Annotated in this window: 20 protein-coding genes; 11 read left to right on the top strand and 9 right to left on the bottom strand. The window is 66.9% G+C overall.

Annotated elements, in window-relative coordinates:
- The first annotated feature begins 95 nt into the window (after positions 1-95).
- The gene (locus FB459_RS17485) at positions 96-332 is read left to right on the top strand and encodes a biotin/lipoyl-binding carrier protein (RefSeq protein ID WP_129626340.1); all 237 of its coding nucleotides are present in this window, start codon (positions 96-98) and stop codon (positions 330-332) included.
- Positions 333-347: 15 nt separating this feature from the next.
- On the opposite strand, the gene FB459_RS01850 is transcribed toward FB459_RS17485, so the two are convergent.
- A complete protein-coding gene (locus FB459_RS01850) occupies positions 348-1886 on the bottom strand; it encodes a CCA tRNA nucleotidyltransferase (RefSeq protein WP_141927264.1) in 1539 nt (512 codons plus the stop codon).
- Between the two features lie 58 nt (positions 1887-1944).
- Here FB459_RS01850 and FB459_RS01855 point away from each other — a divergent pair, with 58 nt between their 5' ends.
- From FB459_RS01855 to trxA, 7 genes are all read left to right on the top strand, one after another.
- A complete protein-coding gene (locus FB459_RS01855; RefSeq protein ID WP_129626344.1) occupies positions 1945-2424 on the top strand; it encodes an NUDIX hydrolase in 480 nt (159 codons plus the stop codon).
- Between the two features lie 28 nt (positions 2425-2452).
- Entirely contained in the window at positions 2453-4969 is a 2517-nt protein-coding gene (locus FB459_RS01860; protein ID WP_281279581.1) for a DUF6049 family protein, read from the top strand.
- Positions 4959-8759 carry a murein biosynthesis integral membrane protein MurJ gene (gene murJ, locus FB459_RS01865; RefSeq protein WP_141927266.1) on the top strand — a complete coding sequence of 1267 codons (3801 nt, stop codon included), beginning with the start codon at positions 4959-4961 and terminating at the stop codon, positions 8757-8759. The genes FB459_RS01860 and murJ overlap by 11 nt, the downstream gene beginning before the upstream one ends.
- Positions 8756-9316 carry an RNA polymerase sigma factor SigM gene (sigM, locus tag FB459_RS01870; RefSeq protein WP_129626349.1) on the top strand — a complete coding sequence of 187 codons (561 nt, stop codon included), beginning with the start codon at positions 8756-8758 and terminating at the stop codon, positions 9314-9316. Before murJ ends, sigM begins: the two co-directional genes overlap by 4 nt.
- A 394-nt stretch (positions 9317-9710) precedes the next feature.
- Positions 9711-10850: a hypothetical protein gene (locus FB459_RS01875; protein WP_141927267.1), complete on the top strand. Its 1140-nt coding sequence runs from the start codon at positions 9711-9713 to the stop codon at positions 10848-10850.
- Positions 10851-10955: 105 nt separating this feature from the next.
- A complete protein-coding gene (gene trxB, locus FB459_RS01880; RefSeq protein WP_141927268.1) occupies positions 10956-11900 on the top strand; it encodes a thioredoxin-disulfide reductase in 945 nt (314 codons plus the stop codon).
- A gap of 60 nt (positions 11901-11960) precedes the next feature.
- On the top strand, positions 11961-12284 hold the full coding sequence (trxA, locus tag FB459_RS01885; protein ID WP_129626355.1) for a thioredoxin: 324 nt from the start codon (positions 11961-11963) through the stop codon (positions 12282-12284).
- Between the two features lie 86 nt (positions 12285-12370).
- Here the strand turns inward: trxA and FB459_RS01890 are convergent, their stop codons facing one another.
- From FB459_RS01890 to rpmH, 8 genes are all read right to left on the bottom strand, one after another.
- Positions 12371-13384: a ParB/RepB/Spo0J family partition protein gene (locus FB459_RS01890; protein ID WP_141927269.1), complete on the bottom strand. Its 1014-nt coding sequence runs from the start codon at positions 13382-13384 to the stop codon at positions 12371-12373.
- A 261-nt stretch (positions 13385-13645) separates the two neighbouring features.
- Positions 13646-14800 carry a ParA family protein gene (locus FB459_RS01895; protein WP_141927270.1) on the bottom strand — a complete coding sequence of 385 codons (1155 nt, stop codon included), beginning with the start codon at positions 14798-14800 and terminating at the stop codon, positions 13646-13648.
- A 1-nt stretch (position 14801) separates the two neighbouring features.
- A complete protein-coding gene (gene rsmG, locus FB459_RS01900; RefSeq protein ID WP_246092275.1) occupies positions 14802-15539 on the bottom strand; it encodes a 16S rRNA (guanine(527)-N(7))-methyltransferase RsmG in 738 nt (245 codons plus the stop codon).
- Between the two features lie 5 nt (positions 15540-15544).
- The gene (locus FB459_RS01905; RefSeq protein ID WP_129626361.1) at positions 15545-16045 is read right to left on the bottom strand and encodes a Jag family protein; all 501 of its coding nucleotides are present in this window, start codon (positions 16043-16045) and stop codon (positions 15545-15547) included.
- 96 nt (positions 16046-16141) lie between these two features.
- Positions 16142-17170, bottom strand: a complete 1029-nt coding sequence (gene yidC / locus FB459_RS01910; protein WP_141927272.1) for a membrane protein insertase YidC — start codon at positions 17168-17170, stop codon at positions 16142-16144.
- A gap of 22 nt (positions 17171-17192) precedes the next feature.
- Positions 17193-17453: a membrane protein insertion efficiency factor YidD gene (gene yidD, locus FB459_RS01915; protein WP_141927273.1), complete on the bottom strand. Its 261-nt coding sequence runs from the start codon at positions 17451-17453 to the stop codon at positions 17193-17195.
- Positions 17450-17824 (bottom strand): ribonuclease P protein component, encoded by a 375-nt coding sequence (rnpA, locus tag FB459_RS01920; protein WP_141927274.1) that lies wholly within the window; start codon positions 17822-17824, stop codon positions 17450-17452. Before rnpA ends, yidD begins: the two co-directional genes overlap by 4 nt.
- A 52-nt stretch (positions 17825-17876) precedes the next feature.
- The gene (gene rpmH / locus FB459_RS01925) at positions 17877-18014 is read right to left on the bottom strand and encodes a 50S ribosomal protein L34 (RefSeq protein WP_129626369.1); all 138 of its coding nucleotides are present in this window, start codon (positions 18012-18014) and stop codon (positions 17877-17879) included.
- 477 nt (positions 18015-18491) lie between these two features.
- Here rpmH and dnaA point away from each other — a divergent pair, with 477 nt between their 5' ends.
- The 3 genes from dnaA to gnd all read left to right on the top strand — a co-directional run bounded on the left by dnaA (position 18492) and on the right by gnd (position 22936).
- Entirely contained in the window at positions 18492-19943 is a 1452-nt protein-coding gene (gene dnaA, locus FB459_RS01930) for a chromosomal replication initiator protein DnaA (protein WP_211345112.1), read from the top strand.
- A gap of 801 nt (positions 19944-20744) precedes the next feature.
- On the top strand, positions 20745-21875 hold the full coding sequence (gene dnaN / locus FB459_RS01935; protein ID WP_141927275.1) for a DNA polymerase III subunit beta: 1131 nt from the start codon (positions 20745-20747) through the stop codon (positions 21873-21875).
- The gene (gnd, locus tag FB459_RS01940; protein WP_281279582.1) at positions 21872-22936 is read left to right on the top strand and encodes a phosphogluconate dehydrogenase (NAD(+)-dependent, decarboxylating); all 1065 of its coding nucleotides are present in this window, start codon (positions 21872-21874) and stop codon (positions 22934-22936) included. Before dnaN ends, gnd begins: the two co-directional genes overlap by 4 nt.
- The last annotated feature ends 20 nt before the right edge of the window (positions 22937-22956 follow it).

Consider the following 22956-nt stretch of genomic DNA (forward strand, 5'->3'; position numbering starts at 1 on the left):
TCAAGGATTTGTCAGAACAATTGATCATCGACCGCCATCTCGGATCAATGACTGATACCGGCGGGTACAGCTCCCGTCGTGCCACGATGGCCGGCATGGCCCCGTTCAAACGCCCCGCCCGCCAGGACATCGTCAGCGATCTGGTCGCCAACGTCGCCCAGGTGCAGGTCGCCATCGGCGACAAGGTGGAGGCCGGTCAGGAACTGGTGCTGCTGGAGTCGATGAAGATGGAGATTCCGGTGGTGCCCGAATGGGAGGGCACGGTCACCGATGTCCGCGTGGTGCCGGGCGACGTCGTCCAGGAGGGCGACATCCTCGTCGTCCTGGAGTGACGACCCCGCGCGGAACTAGGAGGTTCGCGAGGACTCGGGCTGCTCGGCCCACCAGCGCAACAACTCCTCGCGCGCGGCATCCTCGCCGACCGGGCCGGCATCCAGGCGGTAGGCCAGCAGGTGCTTGTACGCGCGGCCCAGCACTGGGCCGGGCGGGATCCCCAACACGGACGCGATCTGGTTGCCGTCCAGCTCCGGACGCACCTTGCCCAGTTCCTCCTGCTCGAGCAGGCGGGCGATGCGGCGCTCAAGATCGTCGTACGTCGCCGCGAGGGTGGCGGCCTTGCGCCGGTTGCGGGTGGTGCAGTCGGAGCGGGTGAGCAGGTGCAGGCGCGCGAGCTGCGACCCGGCGTCGGTGACGTAACGACGCACCGCGGAGTCGGTCCATTCGCCGCCGCCGTAGCCGTGGAAACGCAGGTGCAACTCGATCAACTTGGTGACATCACGGATGGTGTCCTTGTCGAAACGCAGTTCCCGCATCCGCTTGCGGGCGAGCTTGGCGCCGACGATCTCGTGATGATGGAAGGACACCCCGCCGCCGGACTCGAACCTGCGCGTCGCCGGCTTGCCGATGTCGTGCAGCAACGCGGCCAACCGCAGTACCAGGTCGGGTCCATCGACGACCGCGGGTGACTCCAGAGCCTCGACCGACCGCGGACCTTCCAGCGCGATCGCCCGGTCGAGCACGGTGAGCGAGTGTTCGTACACGTCCTTGTGACGGTGGTGTTCGTCGATCTCGAGCTTCAACGCGGGCAGTTCGGGGAGCACCTGCTCGGCCAGACCGGTGTCGACCAGCAGTTCGAGGCCGGCGCGCGGGTCGGGCGCCACCATCAGCTTCACCAGCTCGTCGTGAACCCGCTCCGGCGACACGATGTTGATCGTGGCCGCACGCTCGGTCATGGCCTCGACCACCGACGGCGCGGCGGTGAAGCCGAGCTGTGCGACGAACCGAGCCGCGCGCATCATCCGCAGGGGGTCGTCGCCGAAGGACACCTCGGCCGGCGCCGGCGTGACCAACTCCTTGCGGGCCAGCGCACCGAGTCCGTCGTAGGGGTCGATGAACTCCAGCGACGGCAGCCGCATCGCCATCGCGTTCACCGTGAAGTCCCGGCGGATCAGATCGTCGTTCAGGTTGTCGCCGAACGCCACGATCGGCTTGCGGGTCACGCCGTCGTACGCGTCCGCGCGGTAGGTCGTGATCTCGACCTTCCACTGCCCCTTCTGCGCGCCGATCGTGCCGAAGTCACGGCCGACGTCCCAGGTGGTGGACGCCCACGGTTTCAGCAAGGCCTCGGTCTGCTGCGGCGAGGCAGACGTGGTGAGGTCGATGTCGACGCTTGCGCGCCCCAGGAACGCATCGCGCACCGGGCCACCGACGAGCGCCAGTTCGTGGCCGGCACCGGTGAAGATCTCACCGAGTTCGGTGAGCAACTTCAGATGGGGCGCGAGGTGGGTGACCGCACGCTCGCGAAGAGCGCGCAACGACGCCGCTGACTGTGCTGTGGACGGCGCGGCGGACTCTGGGGTCGGGGAGGGGGACTGCTGATCGGGCACCTCCAAAGGTTAGGTCGAAGTCTTCTACCGGGCCGCATCGCCTGGTTACAGTGAACAAATGACCCTCCAAGTGCCTCGAGCCAGTCGCCCGCAGCGGCGACTGCCGTCGTTGGAGGAGATTTCCGCGGGTGGAGTGGTGATCGACGTCCGCTCCGGAGCCGCCTGGCTGGCGCTGATCGCCCGCTACAACCGAGCCGGACGCCTGGAATGGTGCCTGCCCAAGGGTCACGTCGAGCCCGGCGAGACGCTGGTCGAGACAGCAGTGCGCGAGGTCGCCGAGGAAACCGGCATTTACGGTCGCGCCCTGGTCACGCTCGGCACCATCGACTACTGGTTCAGCACCCCTCGATTTCGGATCCACAAGCGAGTGCACCACTATCTTCTCGAGGCACTCGACGGCGAGATCACGGTCGAGAACGATCCCGACCAGGAAGCCGTCGACGCGGCCTGGTTCCGGCTGGACGAGGTCGATTCCCGGCTGACCTTCGCCAACGAGCGCCGTATCGCCCACATGGCCTGGCGCCGGCTTGCCGGTTGACCGGCTGATCGACCCGCGATCGGAGACCGTGCACCCCTCCTCGTTCCCGCGACGGGCACGGACGTTGTCCCTGCTCGTCATGTGTCTTGTGGTGCTCGGCGTGCTGTCCGTCCCGCCGACGCTCGCGGCCACGAAACCTGCGACGGCGGCGGCCCAGACCGACATCCGCATCGGACTCGATCCGACCGCCGTGCCGATCGTCACCGGGGACGACGGTGTCGACGTCGTCGGGTCGATCAGCAACGACTCCGACACCGCGATCGACGACGGCACCGTGCACGTGGCTCTGTCCGGAGCGCTGCTCGACACACCAGGGGCCGTCTCGACATGGGAGGCCGGACGCTCCGAGGCAAAACCCGAGACGGTGGCCAGCGTGTCGGTGGGCGCGATCGCACCGGGCGCCGTCCGTCAGTTCCGGGTGAAGATTGCGGCGGCACGCATCCCGTGGAAGTACCAGTTGGCAGCACTGCCGATGACCCTACGGCTGACCGAGGGCCGCACGGTCACCTCCGCGTCCACCCGTTCCTTCGCCCGCACCACCCTGCAGATGCAGCGCGGCGCAGTCGATTCCCCGCTGAACATCGGCTGGGTGATCCCGCTGACCCTGCCCGCCGATCCCGCGCTGTTCGGCCCGAGCGGACCGGATCGTGACCAGGCCTGGGCCCGCGCGATCGGGCCGGGCTCCAGGATCGATCAGCTGATCACCGGGCTGGCCGACCAACCGGTCACCTGGCTCATCGACCCGATCCTGCTCGACCCACCGGCCGCAGCCGACGACAACGTCCCGGCCGGCACCATCGACGACCCGGCCACGTCCACCGACACCTCGGTGGGATCCGACCAGGCCCGGCGTGATGACGCATCCCCCACGCCCTCCGCCACTGCTTCCAGTACGCCGTCCGCCGGCCCGTCGACCACACCGTCCGCCACCTCGTCGCCCACCTCGCCGCCCACCTCGTCGCCCACCTCGCCGCCCACCTCGCCGCCCGCTGCGTCGGCGGACCCGAGCCCGTCCACGAGTGCCTCTGCGACGACGTCGAGCGGCGAACCGGATCCGAGCGAGTCCACACCGACCTCGGACCCGACCGACCCGCCGCCGGCGGACCCCATCCCGTCCAACACCGTCGAGACCCTCACCGCCGAGCTGCTGACCAAACTGCGTGGCCTGCCGTCGGACCAGACGATCTGGTGGAGCGGCTACGACGACCCGGACGTGCTGACCTTGCTCCAGCGCGATCCCGCTCTGCTGCAACGGGATCTGCGTCGTCCGCTGCCCCCCGCCCTGCGGGCACTGAGCACGCAGCGCGCTGTGTGGCCCCAGGGTGAGGTCGGCGCCGGCGACGTGCGCCGGATCGCCGGCGCATGGACGTCGGCCGGACAGGCGACCCCGATCGTGGTGCTGCCGCGTCGGGCCGCGGAGGACCCGAGCGCACCGGTCACGGGCAGCGTCCGGAAGGTGGCGGGAACCGGAGGCGTCGTGCTGTACCACGAGGACCTCAGCGCCACAGTGAGCTCGGCCGGCGGCGACCCTGGACTGCGGGCGGCGAAGTTCCTTGCGTCGTCGATCGCGATCTACCAGCAGGCGCCCGGTAGCGACCGGAGCCTGACCGTCGCCGTCCCGAGGCAGGCCACGACGTCCCCGGCGGCGATCAAGGCGACGATCGGGGCGATCCGCAGTTCGGCATGGATCTTCGACCTGGCCGGTAGTGCCATGAACGGCACGGATCCCAAGGCCCGCCCGACCGCACTGCTTCCTGCACCGGCGAGAGGCCCCGCTTACCCACCCGTGGCTGCGAGTGCCCTCAGCCCGGAGTTGATCGACCGCCTGGGGCGTCAGCGCCGGCGAGTCAACACCCTCGGCACCATCCTGGTCGACTCCGGTGATGTGGTCGACGCCCGTCACCGTGCCCTCGATGTCATCGGCTCGACACGGTGGCGCGGCCACCCGGGCGCCCTGCAGATCGTCAGCCGCACCCAGTCCGATTCGCTGCGAGCGATCTTGGGCAAGGTCAGCGTCAACCCCTCGACGGTGAACTTCTTCGCCGATTCAGGACGCCTGGCGATCACGATCGTGAACGATCTCAATCGCGACGTGCACGACGTCGTCCTGCGACTCCAACCCCGCAAATACCTGCTGCGCATCGGCAGTCAGCCCGCGCCGCTGGACCTGCCGGCAAACTCCCGGATCGCCGTCCGCAGCGAGGTCGAGGCGATCTCGCCCGGACGCGTCCAGGTCGACGCCCAACTGACGAACGCCGACGGTGCACCGATAGGCGACCCGAACGAGGTGACCCAACTCGAGATCAACGTGCGCCCGACGTCCACCTGGATCTACTGGGTGCTGGGTATCGTGGGCGGGCTGGTGCTGATCTTCGGACTGTGGCGCAGCCTGCGCCAGGGCCCGCGACGCACCACGCTCGATCCGACCAGCACCAAGGCGACCCCGCCGGACGCGATCGTCGCGACCGCGCCGAGTCGCATCGGGCAGCTGGACCCCGACGACGAGTCCCCGACCACGAAGGCACCACCACCCGATGAGCGCTGAGGCATCCAGACCGTCCGTTCTGCGTTCGAGCGCGGTGATGGCCGCGGGGACGATGGTCTCCAGAGTTCTGGGTCTGGTCCGCACGATCCTCCTGGCCGGCGTCCTCGGCGCGACCACGCCGGTCGGTAACGCCTTCGCGACCGCGAACACGCTGCCGAACATGATCTACATCCTGCTCGCGGGCGGGGTGCTCAACGCCGTGCTCGTGCCGCAGATGGCGCGGGCGCTCAAGCACGACGACGGCGGCCAGGGTTACACCGACAAGCTGCTCACGCTGGCGATGTCGATCCTGCTCGTGGTGACGATCGTCTTCACGGTCTCAGCCCCGCTGGCGTACTTCGTCATGGACTTCTCGGGCGCCACACCGACGACGCTCGGTATCGCGTTCGCCTACATCTGCATTCCGCAGATCATGTTCTACGGGATCTACACGCTGCTGGGCGAGAACCTCAACGCGCGCGGCCGGTTCGGTGCGTTCATGTGGTCGCCGGTGCTGGCGAACGTCGTCGCGATCGCGGGCCTGGTCTGGTTCTGGTTGGGCACGCACCCGGACGAGGTCGCCGACCCCGAGCGGTGGACCTGGAAGATGATCGCGGTCCTGGCCGGTAGCGCCACGCTCGGCATCGTGGCCCAGGCGCTCGTGCTGATCATCCCGCTGCGCCGTGCCGGGTACACCTTCCGACCCAACTTCCACTTCCGCGGTGTCGGGCTGCGCACGGCCTCGACCATCGCGATCTGGGCGTTCGCCGCGGTCATCGTCCAACAGTTCGGTCTGATCGTCAGCACGAACGTGCTCAACGCCGTGCCGGAGGGGTTCGGCGGAACCCTGGCCCAGCAGACGGCCTTCCTGCTGTTCATGCTGCCGCACTCGATCGTGACGATCAGCCTGGTCACCGCGCTGTACACGCGGTTGTCCCACGCGGCCGCCGAAGGACGCACGACGGCGGTCAAGGACGACCTCGACACCGGGCTGCGGCTGTCGTCGCTGGCCAGCATCGCGGTCACCGTCGGCTCGCTGGTGTTGGTGCGTCCGCTCACCGAGGCTGTCTGGGGTCCGGTCGACGGCGCCGCGATCGGCACCATGACCATCGCGATGATGCTGGGTCTGGTGCCGTTCACCGTGTGCGTGCTGGTGCAGCGCGTGTTCTACGCCTACGAGGACGCGAAGACGCCGTTCTGGATGCAGCTCGGCTGCACCGCGGTGGCCGTGGTGCTGACCATGTTCGCGCTCCTGCTGCCGAACGCCTGGATGGGCCCGGGCGTCGCGTTCGCGCAATCGGTCAGCTACCTGGTGCAGGCGGTGATGGGCTGGTTCCTGCTGCAGCGCCGCATCGGACACATCCCGATCACCGGGGCCGTACGCACCTACCTGCGTCTGACGGTCGCCGCGCTCGTGGCGGCGTCGGTGGCCGCGATCGCCCGTTTCGGTATCGAGTCGGTGCTGGGCGACGGACGCACCGGCAACATGGTCACCGTCCTGGTCGGCGGCGGGCTGTTCCTGCTGGTCTACATGACCCTCGGCCGCCGGTTCGGGGTGAGCGAGATCAACCAGCTGCTCGACCCGGTGCTGTCACGAATCCCCGGCCGCGCACGACCCGCCGCCACACCGGCCGAACCGCAGTCCGGTACGCCCGAGCAGAACGAACAGACAGAACAGATGCTGGACGAGGCTGCGACCGGTGAAACGGTCGCTGCGGCGGCCATTCCACCGGAACGGCGCTACTTCGCCCCCGACGCCGACTCGACGCAGACCGTCCCCGTGGGCGGCCAGGACTACTCGGGTTCGGCCCGTCCGCTCGACCTGCGGATGCCGTTGCCGCGGGTGACTGCCCGCGTCGACCGGCCGAACTCCGACGATCACACTCCGAGCCACACCCGGAACGGCTCTCCGGAGAACCCACGGTCCGCGGCGGACGCGCCGACGAACCTTAGGATGGGCCAGGCTGCGGCAGGGCAGACGCCGACAGGTGCTCACGAGACGGCTGCGACCAACCGGTCCACGAATGAGGGAGAACACGTGCAGGGCATCGAGTCCGGCCAGGAACTGGCCGGCCGTTACCTCGTGCGTCAGGCCATCGCGTCCACCGATCTGAAGCAGGTCTGGACCGCGACGGACCAGACGCTGAGTCGCGACGTCACGGTCACCGTGTTCGACGCGAACGGCGAACACGCTGCCGCAGCACTCGACTCCGCGCGCCGCGCAGCCGCCGTGGAGGACCGCCACCTGCCGCGAGTTCTCGACGTCGGCACCCAGGACGACATCTCCTACGTCGTGTCCGAAGCGCTCGGTGGTTCGGAATCGATCGCGTCGATGCTCCAGTTCGAGCCGCTGCCGGCGGAGGAGGCACGCCGCATGGTCGGCGAGGCAGCGACCGGTCTGCACGTTGCCGCCGGTCGCGGTCTGCACCACCTCGCGCTCACACCGCACGAGATCGTCCGCGGACGCGACGGTTCGGTCTACGTGCTCGGTACCGCCACCGAGTCCGCGCTCGCCGGTGCGGATGACGTGCCGTCGGCCGACGCGTCCCGCCAGGACACCGTCGGGCTCGTCCAGGTGTTGTACGCGGCCCTGACGGGTAAGTGGCCGGGCGAGGACGAGGTTCGCGGAGTGCCGTCGGCGGCCCGAAACTCCGACGGCGACGTCGCGCCGGCGACCTCGCTACGCCGCAACGTCCCCAAGGACATGAATTCCCTGTGCCTCGCGGTGCTCGGCGACGACGCGGGTCCGCGGACGCCGGGCGAACTCGCCGCACAACTGGCGCCGTGGTCGTCGGAGATCGTGCGCGACGAACCCCAGGAAAAAAGCGTCGCGGCAAGGCCCGACAACACCGACGAACTGTCCAAGGCCGGTGCCGGCACGACGGGCGCCGCCGGTGCCGCCGGTGCGGTTGCGCTGGGTGCGAGCGCCGCCACGGGTCGCACGTCCTCGGTGGCAGGTGGCTCCGACCACAACGGCATCGACGACAGCAGCGACGACACCGCGCACTTCACCCCCGCGCCGACCGACCCGGACGCGACCCACACGTTCGACGCAACGGCGATGGCCGACCGGCGCCGTGAGGACGACGACTACGACCCGTCGTTCAGTGAACTCGACCCGCCGCTGCCGATGCTCAACACCGGCCACGACGACCCCGACCACGACACCAGCAAGCTGGCTCTGGCGATCGTCGCGGCGTTCCTGGTGGCTGCGCTGGTGCTCGGCATCATCGGTATCAGGGGCCTGTTCACCGGTGGTGGGGACGACGCCGACAGTGCCTCACAGCGTCCCGGCGTCACCACGTCCGCGCCGTCCGGATCCGGCACGTCCGGCGCTGGGTCACCCTCGACTCCGTCGACTCCCCGTGGTCAGAAGCTTCCCGTTCAGTCGGTCACCAGCTTCGACCCGCAGGGCGATGGTGACGAGCGCAACGAACTGGCAAGGAACGTCCTCGACGGCAACGTCGACACGGTGTGGATGTCCCAGGTCTACGGCCGCGCCGACTACCAGGGCGGGCGCAAGAAGGGCGCCGGACTGCTGCTCGACCTGGGCAAGCCGACACGGGTCGGATCGGTGAAGATCCACACCGTCAACAACCCGTCGACCATCCAGGTCTTCGTGACCGACCGGAAGGATTCCGTCGAAGGGCTGCAGCCGTTCGGTGAGATGACGGACAAGGTCGGCGAATACACGGTCACGGGAAAGACCCCGGTGACCGGCCGGTACGTCATCCTTTGGGTGACCAAACTGGCCGCCGGCAACCTTGGTGGTTTCCGGGAGCGCATCGCAGAGGTGGAGGTTCTTTCGTGACGCACCTGGAGGATCTGGCGCAGCGGACGGACCGTGACCTGCTCGCGGCCCACTGTGCCGGTGACGCAGACGCCTTCGGCGAGCTGTTCAAGCGGCACAAGGACCGCATGTGGGCTGTCGCCGTACGCACCTGCCGCGACCCGGAACTGGCGGCGGACGCCGTCCAGGACGGCTTCATCTCCGCCTTCCGGCGGGCCGACTCCTTCCGTGGCGACGCGCAGGTGACCACCTGGCTGCACCGGATCATCGTCAATGCCTGCCTCGACCGGTTGCGCCGGGTGAAGCCGACCTCCGAACTGCCGGAGTACGAGCTCGCCGACCGCCGCGACGAGCACTCCAGCACGGTCGTCCGACTGGACGTCCAGGAAGCTCTGGGCAAGATCCCGGAGGCGCAACGGCTGGCGCTCACGCTCGTCGACATGCAGGGCATGTCGGTCGCCGAGGCGGCCGAGGTGCTCGAGGTCGCCGAGGGCACGATCAAGTCACGCTGTGCGCGCGGACGTGCCGCACTGGCCGAACTGCTGGTCGACAAGCACGGCGAGGGTTACGTCCGCTGACCGGTCTGACCTGCGCAGTAGCCCTACGGCTCGCCTTCGTGGGCCACCAGCACGCGGTCGCCGGACGGGTGAAGGTGACCAGGTCCGGCATTGCCCCGACCGTCACATCGCGCACCTCGGGCAGGTAGGAAACGTCGAAGAAGGCGATCGTGAAGACTTGGTGATCGGCATTACGGGAACCATTGCCGGCTTGACGCATCGGAGTTGACGGCCCCGGGCGGATCGTCGCGGGCCAACGACATCGGACGACAAAAAAGTTGAACCCGCACGGAACCGAACCGGAACCTGGGAACGTCGGACCACCTGACAGGCCTGGAGCACACCCTTGTGCTGCAGTCACTCGGACCGGTGAACGCGCCGGGACGACGGACATCACGGAAGGAACGACGTGAGCATGAAGCCACCTCAGGGGCTTGACGCTGCGTTCGAGGACGACCCGCACGGCGTCCGCGAACTGCTGCGCGGCCTGCCTGCTCCCGGCCCGATGCCCGCCGACGTGTCCGACCGTATTCGTGACGCGCTCGCCCAGGAGCGCACTCCTGCCGATGGCGAGTTGCATGGCGTCGACATCGACCACTACGGCGCACCGTCCGATGACGAGCGCGTCCGTGAACTGCTGCGCGAGTTGCCCGACCCCGGCCCCATGCCCGCAGGCGTCACCGACAGCATCCTCGCCGCGTTCGCCGCGCAGCGATCGGGCCACCGGTCGACCGACAGCACGGACGAGAACGCCGATCCCAGTGGAATCCGCGACCTGCTGCGTGAACTGCCCGACCCGGGTCCGATGCCGAATGCGGTGTCCAAGCGCATCGAGTTCGCACTGGCCGACGAGCGCGCGACTGCGCACGACGCCGACCCGACCGGAATGCGCGATCTGCTGCGCGAGTTGCCCGACCCCGGGCCCATGCCCAGTTCGGTCGCCGACCGCGTCGAGGCTGCGCTGGCCCATGAAGCCGGCCGACGCGACGAGCGCCCGGACAACGTGACCCCGCTGCGCAGCCGTACCGGTGGTTCCCGGGCGGCGTCCACACCGCCGGCGACTCGACGCACCGGCATGCTGCGGCTGGTCGGTGGCGCGGCTGCGGCCGCTATCGCGGGTGTGATCGCCTTCGGTGCCTTCCAGTCGATGGACAACGACGCTCCGCCCACCCAGGCTGTGCCCACCAAGTCGGTCGACGGCACCAACGTCGCCGACAAGGTGCACGTCACCAGTTCGGACAAGAACTACACCGCGGCGTCGTTCCGGACCGACGCGGCCGCGCTCGCCAAGGCGGACGTCGGGCCCGGCCTGGCGCCCGCGGACGCGAACAAGCTGGGGTCGGTGGCGACCAAGGACGGCGCGCTCAGCTGCGCGTCCGCCATCGGCAAGGGAGTGCTGGACGAGTCCTCTCGCATCACCATCGACATCGCCCGGTACGAGAGCAAGCCGGCCCTGGTCGTCGTCGTCACCAAGGACGGAAAGTCGACCGGTTGGGTGCTCAACCGCAACTGCGATTCCAACCAGGCGCCGGTCGCCGGTCCCACCCAGGTCTGACCTGCTCGCGGGTGCTCACCCGGTGATAGGTGGGGGAATGATTCCCGCCTACCATCGGTTGAGCACATCGCCGTCTTCAGCCGATCCGACAGGGGCATTTCTTCCGTGAGCAACGACCTGGTGCGCAACCTCATCATCGTCGGATCAGGGCCCGCCGGTTACACCGCCGCGGTCTACGCCGCCCGCGCCAACCTCGAACCCCTCGTCTTCGAAGGTTCGGTGACTGCCGGCGGCGCCCTGATGAACACCACAGAGGTCGAGAACTTCCCGGGATTCCGCGACGGGATCATGGGCCCCGACCTGATGGAACAGATGCGCGCGCAGGCCGAGCGCTTCGGCGCCGAGCTTGTGCGTGACGATGTCACCGCCATGGAACTCACCGGTGACATCAAGACCGTCACCGACGGTGAGGGCAACGTCCACAAGGCACACGCGGTGATCCTCGCAATGGGGTCGGCCTACCGAGAGCTCGGGCTCGAGGACGAGAAGCGCCTGTCCGGTCACGGTGTCTCCTGGTGCGCCACCTGCGACGGTGCGTTCTTCCGTGACAAGGACATCGCAGTGGTCGGCGGTGGCGACTCCGCAGTCGAGGAAGCGACCTTCCTGACCCGCTTCGGCAAGTCGGTGACGATGATCCACCGTCGCGACGAACTGCGCGCGTCCAAGATCATGGCCGAGCGAGCCCTGTCCAACGACAAGATCCGGTTCGCGTGGAACAGCGAGGTTGTCGGCATCACCGGCGACTCCAAGGTCGAGAAGCTCACCCTGCGCGACACCGTCACCGGCGACACCAGTGAACTCGAGGTGAGCGGCCTGTTCGTCGCCATCGGGCACATCCCGCGCAGCGAGCTCGTCGTCGGACAGGTCGAAACCGACGGCGAGGGCTACGTGTTGGTGCAGGGCCGTTCCACCCATACGAACATCCCCGGCGTCTTCGCGTGCGGCGACCTGGTCGACCACACCTATCGTCAGGCGATCACCGCCGCCGGTTCCGGCTGTGCCGCCTCGCTGGACGCAGAGCGTTACCTCGCCGACACAGTCGGCCACTGATCTTCCCAATTCCATTCATCCACAACTGTTTTCACTGACCAACTGATTGGAGATTCACCCATGGGTGCTATCAAGCAGACCTCGGACGCGACCTTCGACGCGGACGTGCTGAAGAACGACAAGCCGGTTCTCGTCGACTTCTGGGCGCCGTGGTGCGGCCCGTGCCGCCAGGTCGCCCCGATTCTGGAGGAGATCGCCAAGGACCACGACGGTATCCAGATCGTGAAGCTGAACACCGACGAGAACCCGAAGGTGTCGGCGAAGTACGGCATCACCGGCATCCCGACGATGAACGTGTACGTCAACGGCGAGGTCGTGAAGACCCTCGTCGGCGCGCTGCCGAAGCCGAAGCTCGTCAAGGAACTCGGCGACTACCTCGGCTGAACTCGACCAACCGAACACTGAAGGCCGCTGAATCCCACTGGGGGACAGCGGCCTTCGGCGTTTCTTGGGAAGAACTGGTCGGACGCTCAGTCGGTCTTGACGCCCAGTGTGTCCAGGATGCGGTGCAGGTCGTCCGCTCCGGCGAACTCGACGGTGAGCTTGCCCCGGGAGCGGCCCGAAGTGATGGTCACCCGCGTGTCCAGCTTGTCCGCAAGTCCCGAAGCGATGTCGTCATACTCCGGCACATCCTGACGCGTCGACGATGCACGCTTGGCCTTCTCCTGCTGACCACCGAGCGACACGATCTCCTCGGTGCTACGCACAGACAGGCCTTCGGCGACGATGCGCTGGGCCAGACGCTCCATGGCCGCGGCATCCGGCAGCGCGAGCAGTGCCCGGGCGTGCCCGGCGGAGAGCACACCGGCCGCGACCCGTCGGGCGACGAGCGGGGGCAGCTTCAACAACCGGATGGTGTTCGAGATCTGCGGACGGGAACGGCCGATTCGACTGGCGAGCTCGTCGTGGGTGCAGGAGAAGTCGTCCAACAACTGCTGGTACGCGGCCGCCTCTTCCAACGGATTGAGTTGGCTGCGGTGCAAGTTCTCCAACAGCGCGTCGCGCAGCAGATCGTCGTCGCCGGTGCTGCGAATGATCGCCGGCACCGTCTCCTTACCGGCTGCCTTCGAAGCACGCAGTCGGCGCTCACCCATGATCAGTTCATGGGTGATCGAACCCTCGGGTTCGGCGAGCGGACGCACCACGATCGGCTGGAGCACACCGATCTCACGGATGCTGTGGGTCAGTTCGGCCAGGTCGTCCTCGTCGAACACCTCACGCGGCTGGCGCGGGTTGGGACGAACCGCCGCGACGGGTACCTCGGCAAAACTGGCGCCGGGCACCTGCTGGAGGCCATCCGATCGTTCTTCAGGAGCCGGTTTCTCGGCGGTTCGTTCTTCGGACGAGTGGTTCGACGCATGGTTTCCCGTGAAACCAGAGCCGTAGAACACGTCACTCGGCCGAGACGGCGCCGGACTTCCGTCGCTGGTGGGGATGAGGGCTCCGAGCCCTCGACCTAGTCCGCGCTGCCGCTTGTCACTCATGAGGAACAAGTTTACGCGGCCTCGTCGACGGCGCTCCTCCGGCCCGTTCCACGTGAAACGGGACCACGAGCAATGGCGCTGCGACAGGAACGCAGGACTTTCGCCGCACGATTGCGCCGGACACCGGCGCGTCCTTGCTGGGTACACGCCTATCTGTGAAAGCTCTTGCCATGTTTGTTGGAAGGATCAGCTGAGTGTCAGATTCTCAGTTGTCGGCGCTACAGAACAGTCCTGTTTCACGTGCGACCAACCAGCGGTTGGTCAGGCGGGTGCGACTCCGGCCTGAGCGAGTTCGGTCGCCGCCTCGAGGTAGGACAGGGCGCCGGTCGAAGCGGGGTCGTAGGTGATGACCGTCTGTCCGAAGCTGGGGGCCTCGGAGATACGGACCGAGCGGGGGATGCGCGTCTTGAGCACCTGCTCCGGGAAGTGCTCGCGCACCTCGGCCGCCACCTGGGCGGACAGTCGGGTCCGTGCGTCGTACATCGTCATCAGGATCGTGCTGACCGTCAGCGCCGGATTGAGGTGTTTACGAATCAGCTCGATGTTGTTGAGCAGCTGCGACAGACCCTCCAGCGCGTAGTACTCGCACTGGATCGGAATGAACACCTCGGTCGCCGCCACGAACGCGTTCACCGTCAGCAGACCCAAACTGGGAGGACAGTCGATGAGCACGTAGTCGAATCGCTGCTCGTCGGACATCGACTCCAGGTGACGAGCGATGGCCGTCTTGAGTCTGCTCTCCCGCGCGACCAAGGAGACGAGTTCGATCTCCGCGCCGGCGAGATCGATCGTCGCCGGTGCACACCACAGGTTCGCGACATCGGGGCACGGCTGGATCACGGATGCCAAATCGTCGCCCTCGACGACCACGTCGTAGATGCTCGGCACCTCAGCGTGGTGATCGATACCGAGTGCGGTGGAGGCGTTGCCCTGCGGGTCGATGTCGATGACCAGTACCAGCAGACCCTTCTGCGCGAGGCCGGCGGCGATGTTGACCGTGGTAGTCGTCTTGCCGACGCCACCCTTCTGGTTCGCGACCGTCATGATCCGGGTCGATGCGGGACGGGGGACGTCTGTTGCCAGGACCTTCTGCCGCCTGACCGACTGGTCGGCCATCGCGGCGAGGATGGGGGAGTCGGCGGCCTCGTCCGTCACCGGAGTCTCAGGCACCTGGGGGGCGGACGTGGAGTCGTCCGATGAGAGGGGCCCGCGGGTCGGCTCGACCGATTCGGACGGATCCTCGGAGGCCCGCTCGTCCGCCACCGGCGTTTCACGTGGAACGTCGTGCGTCGGCGCAGCGGAAGGAACGTGGTGGACGTCGTCGGTGACGACGGGCGCCTGCCACCCGATCGGCGTCGGTGAAGCGGGAGCAGTCGATCCCTGCCATCCGGTCGGGGTCTGCCTCTGCACCGTCATCTCACTTCCGCTTGTTCTGTCGGTTGGGACCTCGCTTGGCCGACTGCTTGCCCGCTCGGGACTGCCTGAATGGGGCCGTCCGTCGCTCCAAGCGGTGTTGTACTCGAACACTGACGATCGAGGTCGGTGGGTCGACCACCGCAGACCCGCAGGTCAGCACCTCGACATCCGAGCCTCCCATGGACTCGATCTGTGAGCGTGCCTCGTCGACCTCCTCCTGGGCTGAGCTGCCTTTGAGTGCGAGCATCCGACCACCTGAGCGCAGCAGCGGGAGGGACCACTGGGACAAGGTCTCCAGTCGGGCGACAGCACGGGAGGTCACGACGTCGACTTCCAGGTCGGTGCACTGCTCGGCTCGCGACCGGACGATGGTGACATTGTCCAGGCGCAGATCAGAGCGCACAGCGTCCAGCCAGTTCACGCGGCGCAGCATCGGTTCGACGAGCGTCACCTGCAGATCCGGTCGCGCGATCGCGATGACCAACCCCGGCAACCCGGCACCCGAGCCGACGTCGGCCACGTGAGCGTCGGGCTCGATGAGTTCCTGCACGCCCACACAATTGAGTACGTGCCGCTCCCACAGACGCGGTACCTCGCGTGGACCGATCAGTCCGTGCGATACGCCGGTGTCAGCCAGATGCTCGGCGAACCGCTGCATGAGCGCGAAACGATCGCCGAGGTACGCAGCCGCAGTGGCCGGCGCCTCGGGGAGGGGTTCAACCTCGCGATCGGGTTTCACGTGAATCAGGCGGGGAGCACCACGACGTAGCGACGCGGCTCGGCACCCTCGGACTCCGAGGACAGGCCCTCGGCCAGCACGGCATCGTGCACCACCTTGCGCTCGAAGGCGCTCATCGGATCGAGTGACTGCTTCTCTCCGGAGTCCTTCGCCTTCGCCACCGCATCCTTGGCGAGTGAGACCAGTTCCTCACGCTTCTGTGCGCGGTAGCCCGCGATGTCCAACATCAGCCGGCTGCGGTTGCCGGTCTCGGCCTGGACCGCGAGGCGAGCCAGTTCCTGCAGCGCGTCGAGCACCTTGCCGTCACTGCCGACCAGGCGACGCGGCACGCGTCCCTCCTCGGAGTCGACGATCGAGACCATCGCGCGGTCGCCGTCGACGTCGACGTCGATGTCGCCGTCCAGGTCGGCGATGTCGAGAAGGTTCTCCAGGAAGTCGGCGGCGATCTCGCCCTCACGCTCCAGGATCTCGGCGGGGTTGTCCGTCTGGGTCTTCTGGTCACTCATGGTCAGCTCGCATTCTGCCGGTGATCATCGTTGATCACTCGCTCCAACATCAGGAATGAGGGCGGACGCCGACGCGCCCACCGGGGGTCGATCGGGTCAGCGCTTTCGGCGCTTCTGGTTCTTGCCACGTTTGTTGCTGGCCGGCTGCACACGCTGGCCGCTCTTCTTCGCAGCCGACGATCCGGCGCCGGTCTTGGTCAGCGACACCTTCTCGCCGTCCGGTTCCACCGCATCGTCATCGTCGTCCGAGGAGGAGTTGAGGCCCGGGATCGACAGCTTCTTGATCTCCTTGCCCTTGGCGCGGCGACGCGCCTCGAGGGCCTTCTCGGCGTCCGAACCAGGGGTGGGCATGCGGCGGATCACGTAGAACTGCTGGCCCATCGTCCACAGGTTGGTGACCACCCAGTAGATGAGGACACCGATGGGGAAGTTCACACCGGTGATCGCGAAGAACACCGGCATGATGTACATGATGTATTTCTGCTGCTTGGCCATCGGGTTGTCGAGGGCCGCAGCAGGCATGTTGCGCCGCATCAGCTGGTGCTGGGTGATGAAAACCGACACCGACATCAGGATGATCATCACGACAGTGAGGATCTTCACCGACAGCTGGTCCGAACCGAGGAAGGTCGAGCTCAGGGACGCGCCGAACAATGTCGACGTCTCGGCCTGGCTGGCGAGTTCCTGGGTCAGCAGACCGATCGGCTCACGCTTGCCGGCTGCCATCTCGTCCAAGTTGTTCAGCACGCGGAACAACGCGAAGAAGAACGGCGACTGCAGCAGGATCGGCATACAGGAACTGAACGGGTTGGTGCCCGTGCGCTTGTAGAGCTCCATCGTCTCTTCCGTCATCTTCTGACGGGACTCCGGATCCTTCTTGCCCTTGTACTTCTTCTGGATCTTCTGCAGCTCGGGCTGGATCAGCTGCATCCGGCGCGAGCTCTTGATCTGCTTGACGAACAGCGGAATCAGCAGGATTCGCAGCACGACCACGAGACCGGCGATGGACAGTGCCCAGGTCCAGCCGGACTCCGCCCGCATTCCGATGGCGGTGAACAGGTTGTGGAAGCTCACCATGACGAAGGCGACGAACCATTCGAGCGGGAAGAGCAGAGTGTCGAGCATGATGTCCTTCAGTCAGCGGATGTCATGAAGTATGCGGTACGCCCTTGGCGGGCTTATCGGGCACGTGATCGACCCCACCGGGGTTCCACGGGTTACAACGACCGAGCCGTCGAATCGTCAACCAGCTGCCCTTGATCGGTCCGAATCGCTGCAGTGCCACCAAGCCGTACTCCGAACAGGACGGGGTGAACCGGCAGGTCGGCGGCAGCATCGGCGAGATCAGCTTGCGGTAGATCTGTACCAATGCAATGAGTGGAGCGGTGAGGATCTCGTTGAGGTTCATCGCACACCGGCCAGGACTCGCGGCAACAGGCGGTCGAGTTCAGCGCCCAGTTCGGCACTCGTCGCCGTCGCGGCACCCGATTGAGCACGGACCACGACCAGTGACCCGGCAGGCAGCCGGTCCAGTCGAGCGTTCATCAGATGGCGCAGCCGACGCTGCGTGCGGTGCCGCACCACTGAGTTACCGACCGCTTTGGACACGACGAAGCCGACACGGCACGGGACCGTGTCGGCAACATCGGTGTTGAGTGAGGTCTCAGGCATCCGCAGGTGCACGACCAGCAGCTTGCTACCGGCGCGTCCGCTGGTGCGTGACCGCAGGACAGCTGCGAAGTCGGCGCTGGAGCGCATCCGGTGCGCGGCCGGCAGCACGATCAGGCGGCCGATACGAGCCGGGCCGGCGAACAGCCGAGGCTGATGTGGCTCAGGCCGACAGCTTCTCGCGGCCCTTGCGACGGCGCGAGGCGAGGATCGAGCGGCCGGCGCGGGTGCGCATGCGCAGGCGGAAGCCGTGGGTCTTGGACCGGCGGCGGGTGTTCGGCTGGAAGGTGCGCTTGCTCACGTCATTACTCCGTCACATGGGTCGGGCCGGGGCCCGTCTTACTGGCTTGTGGTGTGCCGTTCCGTCGCACACTGACCGCGGTCAGCCACCGCCGAAACTGCGATGTGGGGACGACACAAAAGGTCAGTCGACAACTTTACGGCCCGCCCGGCACGCCGGTCAAACCGAGTTGCGCCGGTCCGGAATCAGAGCCGAACGAACCATCGGAGCACCTCGCGACATGTCGACAAAACCGACACGCCGTGAACTTCCCGCGAATCTTCCGGAACGGGTTGCAGGGTGCCGGTCCGAGTTGTTAGCGTCGGCGCTTCCGGCCCAGGTCACGGTTTACTCACACTCTGTGCATAACTCTGTGGATAATCGTCGTACCATGGCTGCCGGCCGAGATCCGGTCACCGATGTTCCGCCTGTGCAAGCAGCGAAGAAGCCCAGGTTTCGGCACGTCACGAGACACCTGAATCGAAGGGGAGTCCGGCCTTGACCGAACCTGATGTCGACCTGGCCCACGTATGGCACGCCACACTGCTGGGACTGGAAGATTCAGGAATTCCGGCTCGCGATCGCGCCTTTCTTCGCATCGCCCGTCTGGTCGGCATCGTCGGTGAGACCGCGCTGCTGGCGGTTCCGTACGACCACACGAAGGTCTTCGTCGAACAGACGCTGAACGACCCCGTCTGCGAGGCGATGGGGGCCGAACTCGGCCACCCGGTGCGCCTTGCCGTGACCGTCGACACCTCGCTCGCGACCCTCGAGCCCGAGGACGAACCGGACGGCCCGAGCCTGGTCGAACCGGAGCAGGACGACGAGCACATCGGTCAGACCGAACTCCAGGTCTCCACCTCCGCGCCCCGCCAGAACGTCACCGTCAACCAGTTGGACGACGCCCGCCTGAACCCCCGCTACACCTTCGAGACGTTCGTGGTCGGGCACGGCAACCGGTTCGCGTGCGCCGCCGCGCAGGCGGTTGCCGAAACGCCGGCACGGTCGTACAACCCGTTGTTCGTCTATGGGTCCTCCGGTCTGGGCAAGACGCACCTGCTGCACGCGATCGGCAACTACGTCCGCAGCTACTACCCGCAGCTTCGGGTGCTGTACGTGAACTCCGAGGAGTTCACCAACGACTTCATCAACTCGATCCGTGACGAGGCGGGCCGCTCCTTCCAGAAGCGGTATCGCGACAACGTCGACGTCCTGCTGATCGACGACGTGCAGTTCCTGCAGGGCAAGGAGTCCACGCAGGAGGAGTTCTTCCACACCTTCAACGCGTTGCACAACAGCCAGAAGCAGATCGTGCTGTCCAGCGACCAGCCGCCCAAGAAGCTCAATGGGTTGGAGGACCGGCTGCGGTCACGTTTCGAGTGGGGCCTGACCACCGACGTCACCCCGCCCGATCTGGAGACCCGTATCGCGATCCTGCGCCGCAAGGCCGACGCGGAGAAGATGCAGTTGCCGGCTGATGTGCTGACGTTGATCGCCGATAAGGTGGCGACCAACATCCGTGAGCTCGAGGGCGCGCTGATCCGGGTGACCGCGTACGCGTCGGTCTCCAAACAGCCGGTCACGGTCGAGAGCGCCTCGCAGGTGTTGAAGGACCTCATGGTCGGCAACGCCGCCGGTCAGATCACGATGTCGCTGATCATGGACAAGACCGCGGAGTTCTTCGACGTCACGATCGACGACCTGTGCGGCTCCTCCCGCTCGCGCACGCTCGCGAACGCTCGCCAGATCGCGATGTACCTGTGTCGCGAGCTCACCGACGAGACGCTGCCGGCGATCGGCCGGTATTTCGGCGGACGCGACCACACCACCGTGCTCTACGCCGACCGGAAGATCCGTCAGCTGATCGGCACCAAGCCGCACCTGTTCGACCAGATCACCGAGCTGACGTCCAACATCCGTCGCGCCGCGAACGAGCTCGGACGCCGCTGAACCCGCAGCCCAGGGCCACACCCGAACCGCGCTCGCATCCGGCCGCCGGGGTTCTTTCCCGAGTTGTGCACACAGTTATCCCCAGGTGGGGGTACCCGTCAGTCACCATGGCCACCAGTCGCGAAGTTCCCGGTTCCCACCCACGTCGGGGCGGCGAAACTCCCGAAACGGTGCGGATCATCGTCCGCAGCGCAGAACACTGAACGGCCGGGCAACAGGACGCGTCCGACGTGCCATATCCGAGCAACCACTCACCGCGTCATCAACACCCTGTGGAGAACCGGATCCGCTCCGCCGGCACTCAGCCGCATGGATAGAACTGCGTTGTTCTACACCCGACCTGTGGATAACCACGTGAAACTGTGGAAATCGGTCCAGGTTATCCACAGAATCGGCAGACTCGGTGTGGAGCCGAAATCGTCGTCCACAGCCGATGGTGGTTCACCGACGAAGTTTCCACACGACTACCAACACCCCGACAAAGCCGCTGACCTGCGCAAACGGGCTTCATCCCCAGGTTTCACAGGTGCTACTACTACGACCAACCTTCTACCAACCATCGATCCGTGCTCCGCGAACTGCGATCGGCTGTGCACAAACGACAGGTCCTGGATGCGACCAGCGCAGATCCGAAGTCATCCCGTAGTGGTGTCCGCACGAGCCGGAAGGGCTAGTCTCGGCCTGCGACGATGTGACTACCATCGGCGCACAGTTTGTGCGGTGCCTGCGCTCGGTTCGAGCCATCGACGAGATCGCTCGAACCCGGATACCCGGGCACCCAACACCGATCGAAGGAATGACGTGAAGCTGCAGGTCGAACGCGACGTCCTGGCCGAAGCCGTTACCTGGGCCGTCCGTGGCCTGTCCCCGCGTCCGCCGGTGCCGGTGCTGTCCGGTGTGCTGCTGGAAGCGACGCAGGACGGCCTGACCCTGTCGGCGTTCGACTACGAGGTATCCGCGAAGGTCACCGTGGCGGCGTCCGTCGACGAGCCCGGCACCGTGCTGGTGCCCGGCAAGCTGCTCGGCGACATCTCGCGCTCGTTCAAGAACAAGCCGGTCACGCTCACCGCCGACGGCAACAAGGTCGAAGTGGTGTGTGGCACGAGCCGGTTCGCGCTTCCGCAGATGCCGGTCGCCGACTACCCGACGTTGCCGACCTCGCCCGAGCCCTCCGGCACGATCGCCGGTGACGTGTTCACCAGCGCCGTGTCGCAGGTCGCGATCGCGGCCGACCGTTCCGACACGCTGCCGATCCTCACCGGCGTCCGGATGGAGATCGAGGGCGAGAAGGTCACGCTGCTGGCCACCGACCGCTACCGCCTCGCGATGCGCGAGTTCACCTGGCAGCCGGCCGCCACCGACGCCTCGTACGTCGCACTCATCCCGGCCCGCACGCTGCACGACACCGCCCGCGCACTCGGAGCCTCCGGCTCGGTCAACCTCGCGCTCGGCACCGCCGCCGGTGGCGAGGGGCTGGTCGGGTTCGAGGCCGGTCAGCGCCAGACCACCACCCGGCTGCTGGACGGTGAGTACCCGAAGGTCACCTCGATCTTCCCCACCAGCGTCGATACCAGCGCCGTCATCAAGACCAGTGAACTGGCCGAGGCGGTCAAGCGCGTCTCGCTGGTCGCCGAGCGCAACACTCCGGTGCGCCTGCGCTTCAGCGAGGAACAACTGGTCATCGAGGCAGGTCAGGGCGACGACGCCCAGGCCAGCGAGGCCGTCGAGGCCACGCTCACCGGCCCGGACATCGAAATCGCGTTCAACCCGCAGTTCCTGCTCGACGGCCTCGGCGCCGTCGGCACCGACTTCGTCCGCCTGTCGTTCACCCAGCCCAGCCGTCCGGCCGTGATGTCGGGCCAGGCCGAGCAGGACGGCGAGGCCGATGAGAGCTTCCGCTACGTGCTGATGCCGGTCCGCTTCGCCAACTGACCCAGCCGCACGACGCACCGCACCAAACCGACCACGACGTCGACCACAAGCAAGGAGCCAAGAACATGCAGATGGGTCTCATCGGTCTGGGCAAGATGGGCGGCAACATGCGTGACCGCCTCAAGGCCGCCGGTCATGACATCGTCGGGTACGACCGCAACCCCGACATCAGCGACGCCACGGATCTTCGTGACCTCGTCTCCAAGCTGGACGCCCCGCGCGCCGTCTGGGTGATGGTGCCGGCCGGCGACCCGACCCGCGACACGATCAAGTCGCTGGCCGAGCTGTTGGACGAGGGCGACATCATCGTCGACGGCGGCAACTCCAAGTTCACCGATGACCAGGCGAACGCCGACATGCTCAAGGAGCACGGCGTCGAGTTCGTCGACTGCGGCGTCTCCGGTGGTATCTGGGGCAAGGACAACGGCTACGGCCTGATGTGCGGCGGCGAGGAGAAGAACGTCGAGCGCCTCATGCCGATCTTCGACGCGCTGCGCCCCGAGGGTCCCCGCGAGGAAGGTTTCGTGCACGCCGGCGAGGTCGGCGCGGGCCACTACGCGAAGATGGTCCACAACGGCATCGAGTACGGCATGATGCACGCCTACGCCGAAGGCTTCGAACTGCTCGAGGCCAAGGACATCGTCAAGGACGTCGAGGGCTGCTTCCGCGCTTGGAGCCGCGGCACCGTCGTGCGCTCCTGGTTGCTCGACCTCATGGTCAAGGCGCTGGAGGAGACCCCGCACCTCGAGGGCATCAGCGAGTACTCCACCGACTCCGGTGAAGGACGCTGGACGCTGGAGGAGGCCATCAACCTTGCGGTCCCGATGCCCGTCCTGGCGTCTGCACTGTTCGCGCGCTTCACCTCGCGTCAGGAGAACTCCCCGCAGATGCAGGCGATCGCCGCGTTGCGCGGACAGTTCGGCGGTCACGAGGTCATGCAGTTCGGCGACGAGCCGTACCGCAAGGCCGCCAAGGAGGGCCAGGCCGAGGTCAGCCCCGCAGCGGAGAAGAAGGACACGTCCGGCGAGGCGACCCCCGGCGCGAAGAAGTCGGACAACTGAACGACGCAGCTGCGAAGCAG

Origin of the sequence: Yimella lutea (genome assembly GCF_006715095.1) — a bacterium.
In the GTDB taxonomy this organism is placed as follows: domain Bacteria; phylum Actinomycetota; class Actinomycetes; order Actinomycetales; family Dermatophilaceae; genus Yimella; species Yimella lutea.